General features: G+C 36.8%; 22 protein-coding genes. 6 read left to right on the top strand and 16 right to left on the bottom strand.

Translation table 11 applies throughout. The features are described from left to right. The first annotated feature begins 115 nt into the window (after positions 1 to 115). The gene (locus tag AC3RVG_RS14515) at positions 116 to 688 is read left to right on the top strand and encodes a hypothetical protein (RefSeq protein ID WP_489692191.1); all 573 of its coding nucleotides are present in this window, start codon (positions 116 to 118) and stop codon (positions 686 to 688) included. An 88-nt stretch (positions 689 to 776) separates the two neighbouring features. Here AC3RVG_RS14515 and fabD read toward each other — a convergent pair whose 3' ends face one another. The 4 genes from fabD to AC3RVG_RS14495 all read right to left on the bottom strand — a co-directional run bounded on the left by fabD (position 777) and on the right by AC3RVG_RS14495 (position 3,794). Beyond that, positions 777 to 1,658, bottom strand: coding sequence for an ACP S-malonyltransferase (gene fabD, locus AC3RVG_RS14510; protein ID WP_489692190.1), 882 nt, complete (start codon positions 1,656 to 1,658; stop codon positions 777 to 779). Between the two features lie 18 nt (positions 1,659 to 1,676). Next, a complete protein-coding gene (locus tag AC3RVG_RS14505; RefSeq protein ID WP_489692189.1) occupies positions 1,677 to 2,813 on the bottom strand; it encodes a DinB family protein in 1,137 nt (378 codons plus the stop codon). 61 nt (positions 2,814 to 2,874) lie between these two features. Continuing rightward, the gene (locus tag AC3RVG_RS14500) at positions 2,875 to 3,360 is read right to left on the bottom strand and encodes a dihydrofolate reductase (RefSeq protein ID WP_489692188.1); all 486 of its coding nucleotides are present in this window, start codon (positions 3,358 to 3,360) and stop codon (positions 2,875 to 2,877) included. Beyond that, on the bottom strand, positions 3,357 to 3,794 hold the full coding sequence (locus tag AC3RVG_RS14495) for a 2TM domain-containing protein (protein ID WP_489692187.1): 438 nt from the start codon (positions 3,792 to 3,794) through the stop codon (positions 3,357 to 3,359). The genes AC3RVG_RS14500 and AC3RVG_RS14495 overlap by 4 nt, the downstream gene beginning before the upstream one ends. An 87-nt stretch (positions 3,795 to 3,881) precedes the next feature. On the opposite strand from AC3RVG_RS14495, the gene AC3RVG_RS14490 reads away from it, so the two are divergent. After that, complete coding sequence (locus AC3RVG_RS14490) at positions 3,882 to 4,958, top strand: aminotransferase class V-fold PLP-dependent enzyme (RefSeq protein ID WP_489692186.1); 1,077 nt, start codon at positions 3,882 to 3,884, stop codon at positions 4,956 to 4,958. On the opposite strand, the gene AC3RVG_RS14485 is transcribed toward AC3RVG_RS14490, so the two are convergent. The 5 genes from AC3RVG_RS14485 to AC3RVG_RS14465 form a co-directional block, all read right to left on the bottom strand. After that, positions 4,959 to 5,240 (bottom strand): DUF427 domain-containing protein, encoded by a 282-nt coding sequence (locus AC3RVG_RS14485; protein WP_489692185.1) that lies wholly within the window; start codon positions 5,238 to 5,240, stop codon positions 4,959 to 4,961. 47 nt (positions 5,241 to 5,287) lie between these two features. Further along, positions 5,288 to 6,259 (bottom strand): L-histidine N(alpha)-methyltransferase, encoded by a 972-nt coding sequence (locus AC3RVG_RS14480; protein ID WP_489692184.1) that lies wholly within the window; start codon positions 6,257 to 6,259, stop codon positions 5,288 to 5,290. 16 nt (positions 6,260 to 6,275) lie between these two features. After that, entirely contained in the window at positions 6,276 to 7,439 is a 1,164-nt protein-coding gene (egtB, locus tag AC3RVG_RS14475; RefSeq protein WP_489692183.1) for an ergothioneine biosynthesis protein EgtB, read from the bottom strand. 126 nt (positions 7,440 to 7,565) lie between these two features. Then, positions 7,566 to 8,000 carry a TonB family protein gene (locus tag AC3RVG_RS14470; RefSeq protein WP_489692182.1) on the bottom strand — a complete coding sequence of 145 codons (435 nt, stop codon included), beginning with the start codon at positions 7,998 to 8,000 and terminating at the stop codon, positions 7,566 to 7,568. 21 nt (positions 8,001 to 8,021) lie between these two features. Next, positions 8,022 to 8,846 (bottom strand): thymidylate synthase, encoded by an 825-nt coding sequence (locus AC3RVG_RS14465; protein ID WP_489692181.1) that lies wholly within the window; start codon positions 8,844 to 8,846, stop codon positions 8,022 to 8,024. Between the two features lie 132 nt (positions 8,847 to 8,978). Here AC3RVG_RS14465 and AC3RVG_RS14460 point away from each other — a divergent pair, with 132 nt between their 5' ends. Next, positions 8,979 to 9,338 (top strand): hypothetical protein, encoded by a 360-nt coding sequence (locus AC3RVG_RS14460; RefSeq protein WP_489692180.1) that lies wholly within the window; start codon positions 8,979 to 8,981, stop codon positions 9,336 to 9,338. Positions 9,339 to 9,340: 2 nt separating this feature from the next. Here AC3RVG_RS14460 and AC3RVG_RS14455 read toward each other — a convergent pair whose 3' ends face one another. The 4 genes from AC3RVG_RS14455 to AC3RVG_RS14440 form a co-directional block, all read right to left on the bottom strand. Further along, positions 9,341 to 11,050: a NupC/NupG family nucleoside CNT transporter gene (locus AC3RVG_RS14455; protein ID WP_489692179.1), complete on the bottom strand. Its 1,710-nt coding sequence runs from the start codon at positions 11,048 to 11,050 to the stop codon at positions 9,341 to 9,343. A gap of 87 nt (positions 11,051 to 11,137) precedes the next feature. Then, positions 11,138 to 11,761: a bifunctional nuclease family protein gene (locus AC3RVG_RS14450; RefSeq protein WP_489692178.1), complete on the bottom strand. Its 624-nt coding sequence runs from the start codon at positions 11,759 to 11,761 to the stop codon at positions 11,138 to 11,140. Positions 11,762 to 11,915: 154 nt separating this feature from the next. Continuing rightward, on the bottom strand, positions 11,916 to 12,884 hold the full coding sequence (locus tag AC3RVG_RS14445) for an electron transfer flavoprotein subunit alpha/FixB family protein (protein WP_489692177.1): 969 nt from the start codon (positions 12,882 to 12,884) through the stop codon (positions 11,916 to 11,918). Between the two features lie 90 nt (positions 12,885 to 12,974). After that, positions 12,975 to 13,715 carry an electron transfer flavoprotein subunit beta/FixA family protein gene (locus AC3RVG_RS14440; RefSeq protein ID WP_489692176.1) on the bottom strand — a complete coding sequence of 247 codons (741 nt, stop codon included), beginning with the start codon at positions 13,713 to 13,715 and terminating at the stop codon, positions 12,975 to 12,977. Positions 13,716 to 13,945: 230 nt separating this feature from the next. Here AC3RVG_RS14440 and AC3RVG_RS14435 point away from each other — a divergent pair, with 230 nt between their 5' ends. Together AC3RVG_RS14435 and AC3RVG_RS14430 are read left to right on the top strand one after the other, a co-directional pair. After that, positions 13,946 to 14,926, top strand: a complete 981-nt coding sequence (locus AC3RVG_RS14435; RefSeq protein ID WP_489692175.1) for a pyruvate dehydrogenase complex E1 component subunit beta — start codon at positions 13,946 to 13,948, stop codon at positions 14,924 to 14,926. Between the two features lie 35 nt (positions 14,927 to 14,961). Then, complete coding sequence (locus tag AC3RVG_RS14430) at positions 14,962 to 17,454, top strand: DUF5686 and carboxypeptidase-like regulatory domain-containing protein (protein WP_489692174.1); 2,493 nt, start codon at positions 14,962 to 14,964, stop codon at positions 17,452 to 17,454. A gap of 671 nt (positions 17,455 to 18,125) precedes the next feature. Here the strand turns inward: AC3RVG_RS14430 and AC3RVG_RS14425 are convergent. From AC3RVG_RS14425 to AC3RVG_RS14415, 3 genes are all read right to left on the bottom strand, one after another. After that, positions 18,126 to 19,175 carry a type I restriction endonuclease gene (locus AC3RVG_RS14425; protein ID WP_489692173.1) on the bottom strand — a complete coding sequence of 350 codons (1,050 nt, stop codon included), beginning with the start codon at positions 19,173 to 19,175 and terminating at the stop codon, positions 18,126 to 18,128. 77 nt (positions 19,176 to 19,252) lie between these two features. After that, positions 19,253 to 19,951 (bottom strand): hypothetical protein, encoded by a 699-nt coding sequence (locus AC3RVG_RS14420; RefSeq protein WP_489692172.1) that lies wholly within the window; start codon positions 19,949 to 19,951, stop codon positions 19,253 to 19,255. Positions 19,952 to 20,313: 362 nt separating this feature from the next. Further along, positions 20,314 to 20,487: a hypothetical protein gene (locus AC3RVG_RS14415; RefSeq protein ID WP_489692171.1), complete on the bottom strand. Its 174-nt coding sequence runs from the start codon at positions 20,485 to 20,487 to the stop codon at positions 20,314 to 20,316. Positions 20,488 to 20,840: 353 nt separating this feature from the next. Between AC3RVG_RS14415 and AC3RVG_RS14410 the strand changes: the two genes are divergently transcribed. Continuing rightward, a complete protein-coding gene (locus AC3RVG_RS14410) occupies positions 20,841 to 21,539 on the top strand; it encodes a hypothetical protein (RefSeq protein WP_489692170.1) in 699 nt (232 codons plus the stop codon). Positions 21,540 to 21,563: the final 24 nt, after the last annotated feature.

The raw sequence follows: 21,563 nt of genomic DNA, 5'->3' as shown, positions 1-21,563 counted from the left end.
TTTATACTTATAGCGAAGAATATCCAAAAGATATGCGTAATAATTGTTATTATTGCAGCCTTGATGGTGAAGGAGATTTTATAATAAAATAGTTAACCTAATCCTTTAAATTACTATGAAAAGAATCTTGTTTTTAATTTTTATGGGAGGATCCTTATTGGGGTTTTCTCAAGAGACAGAAAATTTTGAAGCTGGACCTCAGGGCAAGCACGAATTAAGACTTGATGCTTTTGAAGCTTTAGCCTTTAAAAACATTGAAATAAATTATGAATATATTATTAGCAAATACTCGGGGGCTGGTGCCGCCATTAGCTTTAATTTAGATGATGAGTCTATTGGTGGTTATGGTGAAAATTTTGCCTTTACTCCTTATTACCGACAGTATTTTCTGAATAAAAAAGAGTACGGAGCGCGCGGTCTTTTTGTTGAAGGATCGTTACAATTTGCGGGTGGAGAACGTGAAAATTATTTTTATAGCTATAATCCAGTTACAGACTCATATATAGAAGGAACCACAAAAGAAAACTGGTTTGACGCTGGTGTGGGATTGGCTATTGGTCAAAAATGGGTGAGTAATAATGGTTTCACTTTTGAAATTAGCGCAGGTGGCGGAAGGTATCTTTTAAATGACGATGCTGCACCGGGAGGCTATTTTAGAGGCGGAATTTTAGTAGGCTATAGATTTTAATGAATTTGTAATTCGCTAAATAAAAAAACCTTCGGTGCCTACCGAAGGTTTTTTATACTTCAAATTGTCTATATCTGAACTAACAGATTTATATTTCCGCTTTTTCAGTTTCTGCTGAAGAATCTATCTTTTTAACCAATCCCTGTAAAACATTGCCGGGGCCAACTTCAATAAATTTAGTAGCGCCATCTTTAATCATATTTTGAACACTCTGTGTCCATTTAACTGGAGAAGTCAATTGGAAAATTAGGTTTTCCTTTATTTCCGAAGGATTCGTAACAGCAAAAGTTGTAACGTTTTGGTAAATAGGGCAGGCAGGTGCTGTAAAAGTCGTTGCTTCAATAGCAGCGGCAAGTTCTTCGCGAGCAGGTTCCATTAACGGGCTGTGAAATGCTCCGCCCACGGGCAGAATCAATGCGCGTCGTGCGCCAGCTTCTTTCAAACTTTCGCAAGCTTTTCCCACCGCATCAACATCGCCAGAAATTACTAATTGTCCGGGGCAGTTGTAATTTGCTGCAACTACAATTCCGGGAGTGTTTGCGCAAATTTCTTCAACTAAATGATCTTCCAATCCTAAAACCGCAGCCATAGTTGAAGGTGTTTTTTCACAAGCTTTTTGCATTGCCAAAGCACGTTTGTAAACCAACTGCAGTCCGTCGCTAAAAGCAAGTGTTCTATTGGCTACTAATGCTGAAATCTCACCCAATGAATGTCCAGCAACCATATCTGGTTGGAACTTACTGCCCATTACTTCGGCCAAAATAGTTGAGTGAAGAAAAATAGCGGGTTGGGTAACTTTGGTTTCTTTTAGTTCGTCGGCAGTGCCTTCAAACATGATTTTGGTAATGTCAAAACCCAAAATTTCATTAGCTTGCTGAAACAGCTCTTTAGCTTTTGAAGAATTTTCGTAAAGATCTTTGCCCATTCCGGTAAATTGAGCGCCTTGTCCGGGGAAAATGTATGCTTTCATATTAGTGGTTTTCTATATTTAATCAACTTTTTTATTGTCTTTTAATTGCAACGAATTTGATTCTGGAATTCGTTTTTTCAGTAATAGTATTTGTCCCAAATGGCTGGATTGATGCTCCATTACGTGAAACCATGAAAAATGATTATTTACGGTCGATCCTTCTGTAAATTCGGCTAACCATGCATCGTCTTTCTCTTTCAACAATTCCAAGGTTTTTTTTCGGGCTTTTTTGTAAATATCTAAATAATAAGCTGCGTCGTGGCCTTTTATGTGTTGTCTGCCTTCATCGCCCAATTCCATGGCAATTCTTAACTCTTCTAATTCCTTTTCAGATAAATTACTACTGCCGAAAGTTGCTTCTTGATAATAAACTTCGGTAGCGGCAAGGTGCATTACCAAAGCGCCAACAGAGTTTGATTTTTTATCGATTTGATAATCTAATTCAGCTTGTGTCATATTTGCCACGGTATATTCTACGCGATCGCTGAGGTTGTTTAGCATTGTTACTAAGGTGCCAATATTAGGTGTGTAGCCATCAATGGGTCCAATGTAATTTGCGTCTATGTGATTAATGTTTTTGCCCTCGATTCTTATAGAATGATTGCCTTCAGAATTTTCCTCAGAACTATAAACTGAAAAACCTTTTATGCTTTCCGCACTTGCTTTGTCAATGCCAATCCACCATTTAGGAATTTGGCTGTCTTTTACCGTAGTTTCAAAACTAGAATTATCTATGATAACCGTTTCCATTTTTCCTGTCTTTGGGTTTTCAATGGAGAGTTTAAAATCATCAAAATAAAAATTTCCATTTCCGTAAACAAGTCCCCCAAAAACCAATCTTCTAGCCTTCGAATCTAAACTGCCTTTTATAGAATAAGTTTTCCAAACAGAATCTTTAATGGGTCTATTAAACATATTATCAAAAAAACCCATTTCCCCTTTTTTGTTATCAACCCGAGCCCAGAGTCCAGCTTTACTGTAAGCTTCAGAAGCGTCTGTTTTAACAGATGCGGTTAATTCAAAAGATAACTTTTTATTGACTTCCAAGTCTAATATTTGAGAAAATGCGACCCAATCCTGCTCTTTTTCCTGTGCTGATACCGATGAAATAATAACAAGGAAGAAACTGAAAAATATTAGTTTTCCGAAATTCATAATTCTTTTTTTAGTGAAGACTTCCTTGTAAAAATATGATAAAAATAAATTTAAGCGAAAACTATTTCTTCACCCAGGTTTCATAATCAAACGAATACTTATGTTTTTCGTCTTTGCCGTGTTCAACTTCAGAAATAAGTTGCCATTCTTCTTTAGAAAATTCAGGAAAAAAAGTATCGGCATCTTTAAAAGTTCCGTGAACGCGGGTGAGTTCTATTTTATCGGCAAAGGGAAGCCCCATTTTATATATTTCGCCGCCACCAATTATAAAAGGTTGTGCGTCATCTTTTGAAATTTGAAGTGCTTCCTCCATGCTATGAACCACCACAGCGCCTTCTTTTTTATAATCCGCATTTCGGGTTATCACAAGATGCGTTCTATTGGGGAGTGGTTTTGGAAACGATTCAAAAGTCTTTCGACCCATAATTATATGGTGTTCGGAGGTCAGTTGCTTAAAACGCTTAAAATCGTCTGGCAGATGCCAAAGCAAGTCATTGTCCTTTCCTAATTCATTGTTTTCGCCGGCGGCGGCGATCATTGTAATCATTGTACGTCTGGTGGTAAAGGATTATACAATTCGTTTTCATTTGTAGTATTTGGTGGTGTTGAGGGCAGTTGTAACTCAGTATCAACCTTTTTTTGAAGTTCTCCTATACGCTCTGCTTGGCGGGCTTTTAGTTTTTCTAACTGCATATCTTCCCACTCTTTGCCCATGAATTTGTTCATTACAAAAACATTGAAAAGGTGAATTAAGAAGATAAAAGTCCAAATTAAGATAGCCCAAATAAACCAATCTTTTATAAAGAAATTATTACCATATCCTAAAAGCGGATTTATAATAATAAGTAATACCGAACCCACCAAAAATACTATGAAATGGCGCATTAGGTTTTTTTTCTGATTGATTCGGTGGCGTGCATATTCGTACTGCTCGCGCTGCTCTGAATCAATTCTTTCGGTTTTTTTAGATTTTGAAAACATAGTTGGTTATTTTCGTTGAAATTCAACAATTTCTGTTACTTTCAGTGTTGTAAAAATACCATTTTTCACCATTTAGACCACTCACTTATGGAAGATTTAAGAAAACACTTTCCTGCTTTGGAATCCTGTACGTACTTAAACACAGCCTCAAATGGCTTGATACCGAAACCTATTATTGAATGGCGCCGCCAGCACGATTTAGATTTATTGAATCATGCAAGTGTTTTTCGCGATAAACATAAAATTCATATTGAACAAATAAGGAAAACTGTTTCCGGTTTTTTTGATGCTTCCATTGCCGAAACAGCTTTGGTTCCTAACGTATCTTTTGCGCTTAATACCGTTTTAGAAGGATTTCCAAAGAAACAGAAAATCTTGCTTCTGAAAGATGATTATCCGTCAGTAAATTGGCCTGTTGAAACAAGAGATTTTGAAGTTTGCTACGCCGAAATCGATGAAAATTTAGAACAAAATATTGAAACGGCTGTGGCAGAAAACAAGCCAGATATATTTATGTTTAGCATAGTGCAATGGCTAAGTGGTATAAAAATAGATTTCGATTTTTTAAAGCAATTAAAGGGCTATCACCCCAATTTATTACTCATCGCCGATGGCACACAATATTTAGGCACAGAAGATTTTAGCTTTGCAGATAATGCCATAGATATTGTGGCTGCTAGTGCTTATAAATGGCTAACAGCAGGTTACGGAAATGGTTTTATCATGGTGAAAGAATCTGCACGTGAACGTATTATTCCAAAGACTTTAGGATTTAATTCGGCAGAACGTTTTGAGAGTTTGGCGACGGAAACAACGTTTATGAAGCATTTTGAACCGGGACATCAAGACACTTTAAATTACGGAAGTTTGGAGCAAGCAATATTATTTCAACAAAAGCTTGGGGCGAAAAATTTGTATCAAAAACTTGCTTCACTTTCTATGAAAGCGAAGGCGCGTTTTACTGAAATGGATTTGCTGAAAAATGACACCTTGCTTCGCGAAAAACATTCTTCTATTTTTAATTTGAAAGGTGATAAAGCACTCTTCAAAAAACTGAGGGAAAACGATATTATTTGTTCGCTTCGCGGTGGGGGAATACGAGTGAGTTTTCATTATTACAATACGGAAAAAGATTTGGAAAAGCTACTTCGAATTTTGAAATAATTATTCTTTTACTTCCACGCCTTTCCAGAAAGCAACGTAATTTTTTATTCCCTTTGCAGCATATTTTGGCTCTGAATAATACCAAGCGGCATCTTTATTTTTTTCGCCATCCACAACGATGTTATAATAGGAAGCTTCCCCTTTCCAAGGGCAGTAGGTTACGGTATCTCTTTCTTCGAAATATTCTGATTTAATAGCATCTGCGGGAAAGTAATGATTGTTTTCTAGAACTACAGTTTCTGAGCTTACTGCAATTATTTTATTGTTCCAAATGGCTTTCATGTTTTAAGTTTTGAGATTCGGGTTTATTACTTTTTAAGCTTCTTTCTTTACGCTTTTGTAAAGGCATAGTTTTTATAATATCCTTTTTCATCAGTAAAGGAAGATTCAATTTTTAGTCCAGCTTCTTCCGCAAGCCAGCTTACAATTGTATCGTCATATTTCTGCGAAATTTCTGTGTGTATGGTTTCCCATTGTTCAAAATGAATCTTTAATTGCAGTTTTTCAATAGATACGTCCATTGCTTCAAGTGCAACTAAAAAACTTTTTGCGGTACCTGTTTCGGGGTCGTAAACTTCCCAATGTTTAAATTTTGCCAAATCGAAGTTGCCATCTAATTCGCGGTTTATTCGCGTTAAAATGTTTTTATTGAAAGCTTCCGTTATTCCTTCGGCATCATTGTATGCATTTAAAATAGTTTGCGGATGTTTTTTTTGATCGAAACCCATAAAAACTATATCATCTGGAAGCATCGCATCCTTTAGTTTTGTAAGAAACTCGATTGCTTTTGGGTGTTTAAGATTTCCGATATTACTACCCAAAACCATAATTACTTTTTTGCGTTTATTGAACCCTTTCAATCGTTCCAATACTTCAAAATATTCACCTACTTCAGCATCTACATTTAGATTGGGCATTTCTTTTGCCAAATTATTCGAAAGTAATTCTACTGCATTTTCGCTTATATCAATCGGCTTGTAAACAAAGTTGAATTTGTTTTCAGACATATAATTTAGCAACACTTTTGTTTTTTTTCCATCTCCCGCTCCCAATTCAATTAAATCGAGGCCATTTTCACGATCGCGGAAAAGTTCGCCAATTGTTTCAGTATGCGTGGAGAGAATTTGAAATTCGCAACCGGTTAAATAATATCCCGGCATTGCCATAATTTCCTGAAAAAGCTTATCGCCTTTTTTATCGTAAAAATATTTTGACGACAGATACTTCGGAAAACTTGAAAGTCCTTCAGAAATTTCATCTTGAAAGGTCGTACTGCGCTGAGGTTGTGTTTTGGTAGTCATAAAGCTTTTGTCGTAATTATTTAGCTAACCTTAAACCGGTGAATTGCCATCTTAAATTTGTTTGAAAAAAGTTGCGATAGGTAGAACGCGTATGCTTAGGTGAAGTAGCCACAGAGCCACCGCGAAGCACCTTTTGGTTTACCATAAATTTGCCATTGTACTCGCCAATGGCGCCGGGTGCTTTTGTATAACCTGGGTAGGGTAGGTAGGCACTTTCTGTCCATTCCCATCGACTTCCCCAATCAAAATTATGTTGCGCTGCTTCCCATTCAAACTCGGTTGGCAAACGACAATCTTTCCATTGTGCAAACGCGAATGCCTCAAAATAAGAAATGTGCGAAACAGGCGCTTCACCATTGAGTTTGTGTAAACCTTGTAAAGTGTATTGATGCCAATCACCGTTAATATTATACCAGTGCATTGGAGCCACAATTTGGTCTTGCTTTACCCAATCCCAGCCTTCAGCGTGCCAAAGGTTGAAATCTTTGTAACCACCAGCATTTATGAATTCTAGGTATTCGGCATTTGTAATAAGTTTGTTTGAAATTTTATAATCGTGTAGATAGACTTTATGCCTTCCCAATTCATTGTCGTAGCAAAATTCTTCTGAATTTTTATGGCCAATTTCATAAATTCCTTCGTTCATTTCAATCCATTCTTGCTGGAATTTCTGAAGTGGATTTTCTATAAATGAATCATTGTATTTCGGCAATAAAGGATTGTTTCCTAAAATGTATTTTATGTCTGTAGTAAGTAATTCTTGGTGTTGTTTTTCGTGATGAATTCCTATTAAAAGGATCTCTCTAATTTCTTCGGAAATATCTTCCGAAAGAAATTCTCTCATTTCATTGGTTACATAAAGACGGTAATCATAAACTTTTGCCACTCCTGGTCTGGAAAGGTTTCCGCGATCATTCCGAATTACACGTTTGCCTACATTTTCATAATAACTATTGAAAACAAAGGCGAAATCGTCGTGAAAAAGCTGATAATTGGGTTTGTGTGGTTTTAAAATGAATTCTTCAAAAAACCAAGTTGTATGACCTAGGTGCCATTTTGGAGGGGATACGTCTACAATTGGCTGAACTACATAGTCTTCAATTTCCAGCGGTTTGCAAATGTTTTCGGTATGTTGGCGAGTTTCGAGAAAGAGCGAAACCAATGTATCGGTTGCAATCATAAAAAAAGTGCCGCATTTTTTTGACGACACTTTAAATATAAATATTATAATTGTTTAACTCTATTTCATACACGTTAAACAGTTGTTAAACTAGGTTTCGCGTTACAAAAAGAGTATTTTGAGTTATTATTTTCCTGTTTTGAAGGTAAAAGGTACGGCCATTTTAATTGCTCGTGGTTTTCCGCCCATCATTCCAGGCTTAGACATTTTTGGGATTGCCATAATATTTCGTTTAGCTTCCTCTTGTAATTCCTTTGTGCCGCCCGAAACATTTTGTACTTCTACCATGCCTTTTTCATTAATAATGAATTCAACAATAACTTTTCCTTGATCGTTATTTTTGTACGAAACTGTAGGATATTTGAAGTTTTGGGCGATGTGCGTAGCAAGTTTATTGTTAAAACAATTGTCGCGATCTGAGGCGCTACCTTTTTCACAACCGGGCCATACTGGGCCTATTTCTTTAAGGGTAACAGTGTTTTTTTGAACATCTCCCCATTCTTGCTGGGCAAAAATAGTAGTGGAGAATAGAATGCAGGCTAGAATAATTAAGTTCTTCATAATTGGGGGTATAAATTTGGGTTAAATGGCAACAGCACCTTTAATGTGGGGGTGTGGATTGTAATCCACAAGTGTAAAGTCATCAAAAGTGAAGCCAAATATATCTTTTACTTCTGGATTAAGCAACATTTTTGGCAAAGGTCTTTGATCTCGAGACAATTGAAGTTCAACTTGTTCGAGGTGATTGCTGTATATATGGGCATCGCCAAAGGTGTGTATAAAATCGCCAGCTTCGTAACCGCATACTTGCGCCATCATCATGGTTAAAAGTGCATATGAAGCAATATTGAAAGGAACTCCCAAGAAAATATCTGCACTACGTTGGTAGAGTTGGCAGGACAATTTTCCATCGGCTACGTAAAACTGAAAGAAGGCGTGACACGGTGGCAGTGCGGCTTTGCCATTGGCAACATTTTCTGCAAAAGGCTTTGAGGTATCTGGTAATACACTCGGATTCCAGGCGCTAACGAGCATTCTTCGGCTGTCAGGATTTGATTTAAGTGTTTTCATAACATCTGAAATCTGATCAATCTCCTCGCTGTTCCAATTTCTCCATTGATGGCCATAAACTGGGCCTAGGTCGCCATTTTCATCTGCCCATTCATTCCAAATACGAACACCATTTTCTTGCAGGTATTTAATATTTGTGTCACCATTTAAAAACCACAATAGCTCATAAATAATAGACTTTAAGTGAAGCTTTTTAGTAGTTATCATGGGGAAACCTTCGCTTAAATCGAAGCGCATTTGGTAGCCGAAAACACTTTTTGTGCCAGTGCCAGTACGGTCCTGCTTTACGGCGCCAGTTTCAATTACGTGCTTAAGGAGATCGTGGTATTGTTTCATTTTAAGGAAGCTAAATTAATGGTCTAAAATTACTAATAGTGCAGATGATGCTCAAGGAATTTAAGAATTGCTTTTTAAATAGTTATTAACGATTCAGAATTATTTCTTAATTTTAATCGTAATCTACTCACTATGGAAGAAAAATACGAGCTAATAACAGGAACATTAGAGTGTTATCCATTTTATGCTATATTCTATTTTGATGCACCGCAATATGATTTCGCCGAAGCAAAAGAGCTCGTTAATACTTTAGACACACATTATAAGGGTAGAAAATGTGTGGTTATTTCTAATAGGGAAATGGCTAAAAAAGTGAATCCAGAAGTGTACAACAGAGCTAAATCCAAAAGTGTCGTAGGCATCGCAATAGTTTCAAATAACGACGATGTTAAAAGCGAAGCAATTGAAGAGCAGGGGCTTTTTGAAGGCGCCTTTAGTTATTTTAAATGTATTAAAGAGGCAGCAGATTGGGCCGAAACTGTTGTTAATTAACATTAACCAATAATCATTCCTGCAATTGTCGCTGAAATTAGCGAAGCGATGGTTCCACCAATTAAAGCTTTCATTCCAAATTTAGAAAGAGTTTTACGTTGTCCGGGTGCTAAAGAACCAATCCCTCCAATTTGAATTCCAATAGAAGCGAAATTTGCAAACCCACAAAGCATGTAGGTTGCCATAATAATGCTTTTCTCATAATTAAGGTGAAGCCCGTTAGATATGTTTTTGAGTTCTGCTAACTGAATGTAGCCTACAAATTCACTTGCGGCGAGTTTAATACCTAACAACTGGCCCATCATATAAATGTCTTCCTCTGCAACGCCAATTAGCCACATTAAAGGCGCAAAAACGCTTCCGAGAATTGCTTCCAAAGAAAAACTTTTGTAGTCTGAATTTGCAATAACCCAATCATTTAAGGGGGTTACTCCACCAATCCAACCTAAAATTCCGTTTAGCATTGCGATAAAAGCTACAAAAACTAAAAGCATTGCACCTACATTTACAGCGAGTTTTAAACCTTCCGTAGTTCCGTTGGCGATTGCATCCAAAAGGTTGGAACCAATTTTTTCTGATGATACTTTTACATCTGTATTTATAGGTTCTGTTTGTGGATACAGAATTTTTGAAATCACAATTGCACCCGGAGCCGCCATTACTGAAGCTGCCAAAAGGTGTTTTGCAAATGTTAATCGTAACGCTGGATCATCACCACCCAAAAACCCGATGTAGGCCGCTAGAACTGCTCCGGCAACCGTTGCCATCCCACCAATCATCACGAGCAGCATTTCAGATTTGTTCATTTTTTCTAAATAGGCTTTTATAAGAAGCGGTGCTTCGGTTTGTCCTAAAAAGATATTTCCAGCAACGCTTAAACTTTCCGCTCCCGAAATATTCAAAAGCTTTGTAAGCAGCCAGCCCATTCCTTTTACTATTATTTGAATTATTCCGAGGTAAAAAAGAACCGACGTTAGCGCAGAGAAAAATACTATAGTTGGTAATACTTGAAAAGCAAATATAAACCCGTAGGAATTGATGTCTAGCATGCCGCCAAAAAGGAATTCGCTACCAGCTTTGGTGTAATCTAAAACATTTACGAATAATTGGCCCACACCTTCAAATGCGCTTTTAATAAAATTCACTTTTAACACGCCAATGGCAATTATCAATTGAAAAGCGAGGCCGATACCCACCGTTTTCCAATGGATGGCTCTTCTATTTGAACTAAAAAGAATGGCGATTACCAAAAGAGAAATCATCCCTAATACGCCACGCCAAAGACTTTGCATAGAAAAACCTTGACTAGGAGTTATTTCTGAACTATTAGCAATAGTGTCGAGCGCGGAAGCCTTTTGTATGCTTTGCGTTTTTAATTCGTATTTATAATTGTTTTCAGAAAGTAAAAGTGTGCTATCTGTAAGTTGCTCAACGCGAAATCTTCTTATACTGTCTGCAGGTTCGTTAAAGAAAAGAACCAATAAATTATTCTGAAGTAAATAGTCGCCGCTCGATTTTAAGCTGTCATTTTCAACTTGGTATTCAAAAGCTCCATTTTCGAGTTTTAGAAAATCCTTTTCAGAATTGATGTTTAGTGTAGAAAGGCCATTTTCATCTTTTACTTCTGAAAATTGCCATGTTTTTTCAATGCTTTGCGCAAAAACATTTCCGAAGAAGAAAAGCGCAATGGCTACAAGTATAAATTTCTGCATAAATTTTTTATAAATCCCAACCCTTCATTTGCACTTCGGCTTTACTCAGGGTGCCAAATATTTTAATTCTTAAACCAACAACCGACGCTACTCCCTTTTGGAAATTTCATCGCGGATGCTTGCTGCTTTTTCGTAGTTTTCGTTATTTACTGCCTCATCCAGCATTTTATTTAAATCGCCGAGGCTAAATTTAGTGAAATCCTCGCTTACTGGTTTGAAAGACTCTTTGTCTTCACCAAGAATTAAATTCTCAATAACGGCCTCTTCTTTTTTAGATAATGTTTTTTTAGAAGTAGTCGTTTTGAGAAAGATTCCAGCCTTGTCTAAAATGTTTTTATAAGTAAAAATAGGTGCTTTAAAGCGAAGTGCTAATGCAATGGCATCGCTGGTTCGGGCATCTATTATTTCTTCAATTTTGTCGCGTTCGCAAATAATGCTTGAATAGAAAACGCCATCCACCAATTTGTGAATTATAACTTGCTTCACCACAATATCGAAGCGATCTGCAAAATTTTTAAAAAGGTCGTGGGTGAGTGGGCGCGGTGGGGTAATATCTTTTTCTAGCGCGATTGCAATGGACTGTGCCTCAAAAGCACCGATAACTATAGGTAGTTTTCGTTCGCCATCAACTTCGTTCAATATAAGGGCATATGCGCCATTTTGAGTTTGGCTGTATGAAATTCCTTTGATTGTAAGTTTTACTAAACTCATTCTTCAAAAATCAGTGATAAATATTTAGTACGCGGTGTTCAGTTAAACAATTGATTATAAAAGTAACGAATAAAAAAACAATAAAAAAAGCTGTTTAAATTTGGATGCTTCCTTATTTAAACAGCCCTTTTTCGAGGCACAAATTAATGAAAAATTATGCGTTTTGCGCCTTAAATTCTTTTAATTTTTCTGTGAGTTTTGGCACTATCTCAAAGGCATCGCCAACAATACCGTAGTCTGCGGCTTTAAAGAAAGGCGCTTCGGGATCGTTATTAATTACCACCTTCACTTTTGATGCGTTAATACCCGCCAAATGCTGAATAGCACCAGAAATACCAATTGCAATATAAAGGTTTGAAGCAACAGGTTTTCCTGTCTGTCCAACGTGCTCGCTATGTGGTCTCCAGCCCATGTCGCTCACAGGTTTTGAACAAGCTGTGGCAGCACCTAATGTTTGTGCAAGATCTTCAATCATTCCCCAGTTTTCGGGACCTTTCATTCCACGACCAGCAGAAACTACAATTTCGGCATCGGCGATAGTAACTTTATCGGTTGCCTTATCTACGGAAACAATTTCCATATCAAAATCGTGTGCGTCAAGATTTGGTGCGAAGTCTTCATTTGTTGCTGAAGTTTCATTTTCCTTTAAACCGTATGAATTTTTCCCTAAACCAATTATTTTGATATCGGTTTTAATTTCTGTGGTTGCAAATGCTTTATTTGTGAAAACGCTGTGTTTCACTTTAAAAGGTGAAGTGCTTTCTGGAAGCGCAACTACGTTTGGCACAAAACCAGCCTCAAGATTAACCGCCAAAGTTGGCGCTAAAAACTTGCTGTTTGCACTTGCCGTTAGCACGATAACTTGTGCGCCTTCATTTTTTGCGGCTTGTCCAATTGCGTCTGCATAAGCTTCGCCATTGAAATTGTTCAATTTGTCATTTGAAACCTGCAATACTCTTGAAGCGCCATATTTTGCCAATTCTGAAGTGTCATTGGCATTAATGCTAACTGCAGTTACAGAAGTTCCCATTTGGTCTGCAATTCCTTTGGCATAAGCAACTGCTTCCAAAGCGATCTTCTTAATTTTTCCTTCTTCTGATTCTGTATATACTAAAACTGACATTTGATTTACGATTTTAGATTTACGATTTTAGATTGAAATGTTCGTAAATATTATTATTAAAAATTGAGTGAGCCGAACAGAGTCGAGGTATTAAATTACCTTGGCTTCGTTATGCAAAAGATTGATCAAGTCGTCCACATTATCAACCAATTTCACCGCGCCTTTTGGGGCTGGTTTTTCAAAAGAAATTGAAGTTGTTTCTGCTGTAGCATCAATTGGTTCTTTCACATTAAGTGGTTTTGAACGCGCTTGCATAATCCCGCGCATATTAGGAATACGAAGATCGCTTTCTTGAACCAAACCTTTTTGTCCGCCAATTACTAGTGGAAGTGAAGTTTTTAAAGTTTCCTTTCCTCCGTCAATTTCACGAATAGCAGTGGCTTTATCGCCTTCTACTTCAAGACCGATGCAAGTATTTACGAAATTTGCTCCCGTTAACTTTGCAAGCATTCCCGGCACCATTCCGCCGTTATAGTCAATTGATTCTCTACCGCCGATTACTAAATCGTAACCGCCTTCTTTTACAATAGCTGCAAGTTGCTTAGCTACGGAAAAACCATCAGTAGCAGGCGTATTTACGCGTATTGCTTCATCGGCACCAATAGCCAAGGCTTTACGAAGTGTTGGCTCTGTTTCTGGTCCGCCAACGTTTATAACGTGTACGGTTGCACCTTGTTTTTCTTTAAACCACATGGCTCTTGTTAAGCCAAATTCATCATTCGGATTAATTACAAACTGAACGCCATTAGCATCAAACTTGGTGTCTCCGTCGGTGAAGTTAATCTTTGAGGTAGTGTCCGGTACGTGACTTATACAGACTAATATTTTCATCTTTAAAAGTATTTTTGGATTGTAAAATATTGGCAAATTTAATTGTAAGTAAAAAAGAAATTTGCTCGTGTGCGAAGTTAAGAATATATTTCTTTTTTTTATTATGCACGCATAATAAATTTTGGTTAAAAGTGAGGAAATTATACTCAAACAGATGTTAATTATAGTATTTTTGCTTCCCCATTCCGATAATTTATGGAATTCAGTTATTTATATTTCAATCTAGACAAATGAAAACATTACAATTTAGAGAAGCCATACAAGAAGCGATGAGTGAAGAAATGCGTCGCGACGAAACTATATATTTAATGGGCGAGGAGGTTGCCGAATACAATGGTGCCTACAAAGCCAGTAAAGGAATGCTCGACGAGTTTGGAGCGAAACGCATTATAGATACTCCAATTTCTGAAATGGGCTTTTCGGGAATAGGCGTAGGTTCTGCAATGAACGGGAACAGACCGATTATTGAATTTATGACTTTCAACTTCTCGTTGGTTGCCATTGATCAAATTATTAATAATGCTGCAAAAATGCGACAAATGAGTGGTGGGCAGTTTAATATTCCTATCGTTTTCCGCGGACCAACGGCTTCTGCTGGACAACTTGCAGCTACACACAGTCAAGCTTTTGAAAGCTGGTACGCTAACTGTCCAGGTTTAAAAGTGATTGTGCCAAGTAATCCTGCTGATGCAAAAGGCTTGTTGAAAAGTGCCATTCGCGATAATGATCCGGTAATTTTTATGGAAAGTGAGCAGATGTACGGCGATAAAGGTGAAGTGCCAGAAGGAGAATATTTAATCCCGATTGGGGTTGCCGATATTAAAAGAAAAGGAACAGATGTAACGATTGTTTCCTTCGGAAAAATTATAAAAGAGGCTTATAAAGCTGCAGAAACACTTGCCGAAGAAGGCATTGAATGTGAAATAATCGATTTACGTACTGTACGTCCGTTGGATTATGAAGCAATTTATGAATCTGTGAAGAAAACAAATCGTTTGGTGATTTTAGAGGAAGCGTGGCCTTTTGGAAACGTTGCTACCGAAATATCGTACCAAGTTCAAAACAATATTTTTGATTACTTAGACGCACCAATCGTAAAAATAAATACTGCTGATACTCCAGCGCCTTACTCGCCTGTATTACTAAAGGAGTGGTTGCCAAATAGTGAAGATGTTGTTAAGGCTGTAAAGAAAGTTCTTTATAGAGACTAATTTTACGACCGAAAATAATTTCGTCCCCCTAATTTATGAAGTACCTTCTTTTATCTTTTTTTATTTTAACTGGTGCTTCGGTATTTTCCCAAACCAAAGTAAGCGGTGTAATTAAAGACGCTACGGGTTATCCTGTTGCCTTTGCGAATGTTATCTATAAAGATTCGCAGGAGGGAACTATTTCCGACGAAAACGGTCGATTTTACTTAGAAAGCGATAAAACTTATAAAACCGTAATCTTCTCTTTTATAGGTTTCACAACTAAAGAAGTGGAACTCACTACGAGAACTACCTACACTATGGAAGTACTTTTGGAAGAGAGTGCTGATGCGTTGGACGAGGTGGTTATATTTGCAGGAAAAACTTCAAAAAAGAATAATCCAGCTTTGGATATTCTTCGGAAGATTTGGGAAAATCGCAGGGAGAATGGGGTTAAAAAATTCAAACAATACCAGTACGATAAATACGAAAAACTTGAATTTGATTTAAATACAATTGATAGTGCGCTCATTAAAAGCAAGATTTTTAAAGGGATGGAATTCATTTTTGACCAGACCGATACTTCAAGTGTAACTGGTAATACGTATCTGCCTATTTTTATAAATGAGGCAGCTTCCAAAGTCTATGGCGACAATTCTTTATCTGAAGAAAAGGAAGTGCTTCAAGGAAATAAAAACTCTGGTTTTGATAACAATCAAACACTTATCGCTTTCGTAAAAGATCTTTATAGCGACTATGATGTTTATGATAATTATCTGAAATTTTTCGATAAAGCTTTTACTAGTCCGCTATCAAAAACTGGAATAGACGTTTACAATTACGTGTTGCGCGACAGTGCCTATCGCGATAATAAATGGTGCTATAATATTGTGTATTACCCACGCCGAAAAAATGAACTGACTTTTAAAGGCGATTTTTGGGTGAATGATTCCACTTGGGCTATTAAAGAAATAAATTTAAAAGCTTCCAAAAGCGCAAACCTAAACTGGGTGCGCGATGTGTATATAGAGCAGGAGTTTGAAGTATTAAACGATTCTACTTTCCTAATTACTCGCGACTATTTTATGAGCGATTTCAGCTTTAGGAAAAAGGAAGAAGCTCGAGGCGTTTATGGCAAACGTACCACCTTATATGATAATTATGTTTTTGATATTCCGAAAGACAAAAAGTTTTATTCGCAGCAAGTAGATCCATATAATTATGAGGTTTACAACCGTCCCGATGATTTTTGGGATACAAACCGAATGGAGAAACTAAGCAAAGACGAAACAGGCGTTTACAAAATGCTGGACACGCTTAAAACTGTAGGTCGGTTTAAAGCGCTTTACAATGTGGGTGCAACATTGGCCAGTGGTTATTACGAAGTAAACAATTTTGATATCGGCCCTGTTTTTTCAATTTTTGGTTTTAATGAAGCTGAAGGTATGCGAATCCGTTTGGGAGGTAGAACCTATTTTGGACAAAATGACCCTTGGAGAATAGAAGGTTTTGGAGCTTACGGTTTTAAAGACGATCGTTTTAAATACGGTATTTCTGGAAAGCTGCTTTTAGATAGAAAATCTAGACTTACTGTCTTTGGCGGTAACCGTCGAGATGTGGAGCAAACCGGAGCTAGCTTAACAAATAGTAATGATGTTTTGGGAAGAAGTTTGGCGTCGTCGTCGCTGCTTTCTGTGGGCTCAAATGATAGGTTGTCTCGAATAAACTTAAGTACCATTGGTTTTGATATTGAACCGTGGAAGAACTTTATATTACGCTTAACAGGTTCTTATAGAACTTTAGAGTCTGCTACCGAAACTTTCAGTATAGATTATAAAGTAATGGAAGATGGTCTATTTACAGGCGATGTAAAGAGCCAACTAAAACAAGCCGAAATTCAAGTAGGATTTTTATATAGTCCCGGACGTAAAACTTCAGGTTATGGCGTGGAGCGCACGGTAATAAACGATGGCGATTTTCCATCGTTTTATGCAGGTTATAGCTACGGACTAAAAGATGTAATGGGAGGCGATTTTGAATACAAAAAATTGCAAGCACTTTACACCCAACCTTGGAATATAGGTGGTATTGGTCGTTTGCTTTCTACTGTTGAGGTAGGTACAACCATTGGCGCAGTTCCGTTAAGTCTGCTAAATCCAATTCCTGGAAATCAAACTTATTTCAGTCTTTACAATACTTTTACGCAGTTAGATTATTACGAATTTGTAAGTGATACCTATACTTCACTTCATTTGGAACACAACTTTGGAGGTAGAATTTTCTCCCGAATTCCATTACTTAGAAAACTTGACCTACGTGAAGTTGTTGGTTTTAGAGCTGTTTATGGTACAATTTCGCAAGAGAATAAAGACTTAAACGCTTCCAATATAGTTTATCAATCTCCCGAAGATATCTACTGGGAATACAGTGTTGGGGTGGGTAACATCTTTAGAGTTTTCAGACTCGATTTTAACTTCCGAGGTAATTACTTAGATAATATTGATGCACGAAGCTTTGGGGTAACAGGGATTTTCGGATTTAGTTTCTAAACTTTTCTTCTTTTTTATACTTTAAATATGATGTGTTTTTTCCAAGGGATGCCAGTGGGATATCGTGTATTTAATATAAGTATTATACGCTATAGAGATACTGTATATATACTATAAACATACTATAAGTATAGTATATAGTTACTTTAAATATACTATAAACAAAATTCCTACTACTGTTTTATTCGTCTTTCATAGAATTTAGATTATAGTGCAAACAGGGGAAATTTTTCTGGAAGGAAAAAGTAAGAGCGGCTGGTGCGTGTGGTTGGAGGGTATTTAGTGAAAACACGATGAATAAAGAGATATTGGAATCGTGTCTAGTTCTCAATGATGACAATGCTTTAAGGAGTCCCACCATTGATATAAAATGCTTACAGTTACGGTTTTCCGTAATGGGTGGGTTTGCGTTAGGGTGGCTTGGATTCATTTTTTATTCCGCTGCGCTTCATAAAAAACACTCGGACACCGTGATCACTTTGGCTTGCAAATGGAACAGGCTTGGTAGCCAAGGTTGATGGCTTGTTCTAAAGTGATCTCTTTTTCGGAGTATTTGAGGTGTACCCCAATATAAACACGAAAATTACCAATTTTAGAATCTTCATCTTAATGTTATATTCTTATTTTATAAACCTTATTTAAAGTAATCGATTAACTAATATAGTTAGATTTTATATATAATAATCTACCGTCCTCAAAAGTGCCTCCTCAAATTTATAGATGTCGTCTATTGATTGAATTGGTTCCCGAGTTTCGTTTTTCTTTTCGTCAAAAACACCCACATATTTATTGCCTCCGTTTAGATGTAACCTGCAGAGTGGTTTCCGATTATTATCATCCAAGAGAATTCCAAAATAGGATTGAGTATCACGGTGTATTATTCTGTTTATGGGCAGTTTTCTTCTCAGGATTGCTACTACAATTCGGAATCCTTCCATTTCCTCTTCAGTAGTAATAACTTTGCTTTCCGGCTCTTGAACTTCAATATTATCCTCCTGTTGTTTTTCTGCTTCTTTATTTATTGCGGCATTAAGCCGATCATTTACCTTTTCACTTATGGTTTGATTGAAAGCTTTTTGGACGAGCTCTGTAAACTCTTCCATTACACGTTCAGTAAGTCTTCCGGAATATGCTTTATTTGCAAAGAGCCTTACAAAGTCATGGGAGGGAGTGGTGAGTTCGTCGGAAATTAATCTTTTGATTTCCCTTGTATATTTAAGGGAACTGGCATTGTCCACAATAGAGTCTACATCAAAATTTGATTTGTGAAATTTGGCTATTTCATTTATCACATTTTCTTTTACCGTTGTGATATCGAATTCCAAAAATGGTTTTTCGTCCATTTTGTTGGGTTCTTCCAAATCTGTGTAGAAGCGATATTCTATTCCGTTGGTGAGCAATGAAAAACGTGTTTTTGTAACATGGAAATAACGGAACAATTGTGAATTATGAACGTTGAGGTTTTCTTTCCAGTTTTTACATTCCACAATGAGGATTGGGTTACCGTTTTGAAAAATGGCATAATCGACTTTTTCGCCCTTTTTAAGGCCCAGGTCGGCTGTAAATTCTGGAACTACTTCAGTGGGGTTGAAAGTATCATATCCCAAAATATTAATAAAGGGCAGTACAAAGGCGTGTTTGGTAGATTCTTCTGTTTCTATTTTGTCTTTTAGCTGATGAATTTTATCTGCTAATGCTTTTAGTTGGTTGTGGAGTTCCATATTTTAAAATTTTGATATGAATGTTTAAATCTATAATCTTGGTTTCAATCGTTTACGGGATTCCTTGAGAGATTATATCAATTTCTCATTTCCGCAACCAATTGTTGTGTTGCATCTTTAATAAATATTTCCAGTTCATCTTTTTCTACACCTTCATAACCTTTAGGCCCATTTTTTTCACGCGTTCTACGTTCTTTGGTTAACTCGTTCATAGATTTTTTGATGACACAACCTTCAGTACAGGGAGTATAATTGAACTTGTAAACTCCCGCAAATTCGTTGGTACTAATAAGGACTACTTTAAATTCTACAGAAGCGCCGTAGCGTTCGTGAACATAGGATTGCTCTATTTTTTCATCATTATTTTTATTGAAGTATTTGTTTGTAGAATACTTGATTTTGGGATCAAGTTTTGTTAATTCAATAATCAGGTCTGTGTCTGACTTGTTTTTGAGAACTTCATAATCTACATTATTGTCTTCATTGCCTATTATTTGATTGAACAACTGTCTGTCTCTTACAACAAAGCCGCTAGCCAAAAGCTGGTTTTCTATAGCATTATACAGGTAATCAATATTTTCGTTTTCCGTAACCGTGTATGAAGATTCATTAACCCTTAGCACTACTTTTGGATTTTTATTAATGGCGAGGAATTTTTTCAAAGACTCTGTTTTTACAATTTCATCTGGTTTTTTTGAAAACCTAATGTTTTTTGAAGAGGAACAAGAAGTGGCTATAATGAGTAAAGCAAATAGGAGGAAAGTAATATTTTTCATTTCGATTAGTTTTATTTGTTAGTAACTTCAAACCTACAACACCTAAATAAAAATTCCTTACGGGATTCCGTAAGGAGCTGAAAATAGCCTATATATCCTCCTCAATTCATTATACAGTCCTTTGGGCGTTCGATAAGGGTAACTGTTTTTGAGGAAATTTCAGACTGGGGTATGTAATACTTTATATCAAGAGGTATATTTGAACTTTGGATAGGATGCAACATTTAGTTGTAATAGTAGTATGAACTATCATTTTGTTGCGAATAGAATTTACTGCCTAATAGTAAAAAGCGCCTAAAAAAAAGAGGAATGAAAAGCTATGTGCATTCATTCCCCTAAAGTACTAACAAATTGGCAAATCTCTATCCGCCTCCGTTTCCACCAATAGGCGGAGGCGGAGGAGGCGGTGGTAAATTCCCATCATCGCCGCAACAGGCTTGTGTGCTCTTCACTTCCTCAGAAATTGCTTGTGGGGTACAGGAAAAAAGACCCATATTGAGAAAAACCGTAAATAAAATTAAAGCTATTTTTTTCATTTTGTATGATTTAAAAGTTGATACTAGCGTGGCTGTCCAGGTATTTACCCAGAGAATTTTACAGCGACACCTTATGGTGGAAGTGAATCCTTCCGATTTGAGAAGTGTGGAGCGCAGAAGTAAGGCGAGAGGTTACTTCTCATAATGGCCAATCAACTTAAACTGCGGCTCCAGTAGTAGTATTGAAATGTTTTGTAAACCCTGTTACACCCAAGGTGGCATTGCAATACTGAAGCAAATGAAGAAAGAATGTGCCTGAAAGGTTGGAAAGGAAATGGAAAGGTTATGGAAAAGAATTTCCAAGTATTTTCCATTTGGTTTTTGTAGTTTTAAAATGTTGAAAAACAGTTTATATGCATAGAGAATTACTTTTAAATGCTTTTGAGAAAGTAGAGCAGAAATTGAATAGTGAAGGCATTAACAGCCCCTCAGTAAATCAATGTGCCGTACGTTTATCAGAAATTATCTCTGAAACATTTCCTTATGGTGATAGACGCCTAAGGGATTTCTATAAGGAAGCGAAGAATAGTGATGGGGGAGCTATTAATATTCCGCAGCCTCAAGTTTTAATGGTCTTAGCGCAATATTTGGGATATGATAATTACAACGATTTTCTCGTTAAGAATACTATAGATGAAGTAAAAGGGCGCGCAGATGAAGGAAATGTTCCAAAGAAAAGAAACAAATTGCTGCTAATGCTAATGTCACTTTTCTTGATAGCGGTTATTGGATTTTTTGGATACCATTATTTTACAAAACAACGATGGATGGAATGGAATTCCACTCATTATGTTGAAACTAGTTTTGACGGTGAAAAGTTAAAAACTGGAATCCTTAAAGCATATAAACAGGAGCGCATTGAGGGTTTTAGAGAGTTATCTATAAATTGCTCGACCCAGTTTTTTAATGAGGATGGAAGTGTTCGTATTTGGTACGGAAAAGATAGGAATGGCGGAATGGAATATTTTTCGAGTTATGGTCTTCATCCGCAAACCAATAAAACGCTGAGGCCAATTACCAAATATATAATTGACAAGTATGTTTGCAATTAGATTTTTTAAAAGCCGAATTAGTCA

The sequence above is a fragment of the Aequorivita sp. IT1282 genome (genome assembly GCF_058068205.1).
Note: the sequence above shows the minus strand (reverse complement) of the source record. Positions and strands in the feature narration are given on the sequence as shown.

What these genes read in the sequence shown, in the direction of transcription:
- AC3RVG_RS14450 (WP_489692178.1), bottom strand. Translation starts at nt 11,761, where the DNA reads ATGAGTTTAGTAAAACTTACAATCAAAGGAATTTCATACAGCCAAACT.
- AC3RVG_RS14455 (WP_489692179.1), bottom strand. Translation starts at nt 11,050, where the DNA reads ATGCAGAAATTTATACTTGTAGCCATTGCGCTTTTCTTCTTCGGAAAT.
- AC3RVG_RS14465 (WP_489692181.1), bottom strand. Translation starts at nt 8,846, where the DNA reads ATGAAACAATACCACGATCTCCTTAAGCACGTAATTGAAACTGGCGCC.
- AC3RVG_RS14480 (WP_489692184.1), bottom strand. Translation starts at nt 6,259, where the DNA reads ATGACTACCAAAACACAACCTCAGCGCAGTACGACCTTTCAAGATGAA.
- AC3RVG_RS14505 (WP_489692189.1), bottom strand. Translation starts at nt 2,813, where the DNA reads ATGAATTTCGGAAAACTAATATTTTTCAGTTTCTTCCTTGTTATTATT.
- AC3RVG_RS14425 (WP_489692173.1), bottom strand. Translation starts at nt 19,175, where the DNA reads ATGGAACTCCACAACCAACTAAAAGCATTAGCAGATAAAATTCATCAG.
- AC3RVG_RS14460 (WP_489692180.1), top strand. Translation starts at nt 8,979, where the DNA reads ATGGAAGAAAAATACGAGCTAATAACAGGAACATTAGAGTGTTATCCA.
- AC3RVG_RS14495 (WP_489692187.1), bottom strand. Translation starts at nt 3,794, where the DNA reads ATGTTTTCAAAATCTAAAAAAACCGAAAGAATTGATTCAGAGCAGCGC.
- AC3RVG_RS14415 (WP_489692171.1), bottom strand. Translation starts at nt 20,487, where the DNA reads ATGAAAAAAATAGCTTTAATTTTATTTACGGTTTTTCTCAATATGGGT.
- AC3RVG_RS14440 (WP_489692176.1), bottom strand. Translation starts at nt 13,715, where the DNA reads ATGAAAATATTAGTCTGTATAAGTCACGTACCGGACACTACCTCAAAG.
- AC3RVG_RS14485 (WP_489692185.1), bottom strand. Translation starts at nt 5,240, where the DNA reads ATGAAAGCCATTTGGAACAATAAAATAATTGCAGTAAGCTCAGAAACT.
- fabD (WP_489692190.1), bottom strand. Translation starts at nt 1,658, where the DNA reads ATGAAAGCATACATTTTCCCCGGACAAGGCGCTCAATTTACCGGAATG.
- AC3RVG_RS14430 (WP_489692174.1), top strand. Translation starts at nt 14,962, where the DNA reads ATGAAGTACCTTCTTTTATCTTTTTTTATTTTAACTGGTGCTTCGGTA.
- AC3RVG_RS14435 (WP_489692175.1), top strand. Translation starts at nt 13,946, where the DNA reads ATGAAAACATTACAATTTAGAGAAGCCATACAAGAAGCGATGAGTGAA.
- AC3RVG_RS14445 (WP_489692177.1), bottom strand. Translation starts at nt 12,884, where the DNA reads ATGTCAGTTTTAGTATATACAGAATCAGAAGAAGGAAAAATTAAGAAG.
- AC3RVG_RS14420 (WP_489692172.1), bottom strand. Translation starts at nt 19,951, where the DNA reads ATGAAAAATATTACTTTCCTCCTATTTGCTTTACTCATTATAGCCACT.
- egtB (WP_489692183.1), bottom strand. Translation starts at nt 7,439, where the DNA reads ATGATTGCAACCGATACATTGGTTTCGCTCTTTCTCGAAACTCGCCAA.
- AC3RVG_RS14410 (WP_489692170.1), top strand. Translation starts at nt 20,841, where the DNA reads ATGCATAGAGAATTACTTTTAAATGCTTTTGAGAAAGTAGAGCAGAAA.
- AC3RVG_RS14470 (WP_489692182.1), bottom strand. Translation starts at nt 8,000, where the DNA reads ATGAAGAACTTAATTATTCTAGCCTGCATTCTATTCTCCACTACTATT.
- AC3RVG_RS14490 (WP_489692186.1), top strand. Translation starts at nt 3,882, where the DNA reads ATGGAAGATTTAAGAAAACACTTTCCTGCTTTGGAATCCTGTACGTAC.
- AC3RVG_RS14515 (WP_489692191.1), top strand. Translation starts at nt 116, where the DNA reads ATGAAAAGAATCTTGTTTTTAATTTTTATGGGAGGATCCTTATTGGGG.
- AC3RVG_RS14500 (WP_489692188.1), bottom strand. Translation starts at nt 3,360, where the DNA reads ATGATTACAATGATCGCCGCCGCCGGCGAAAACAATGAATTAGGAAAG.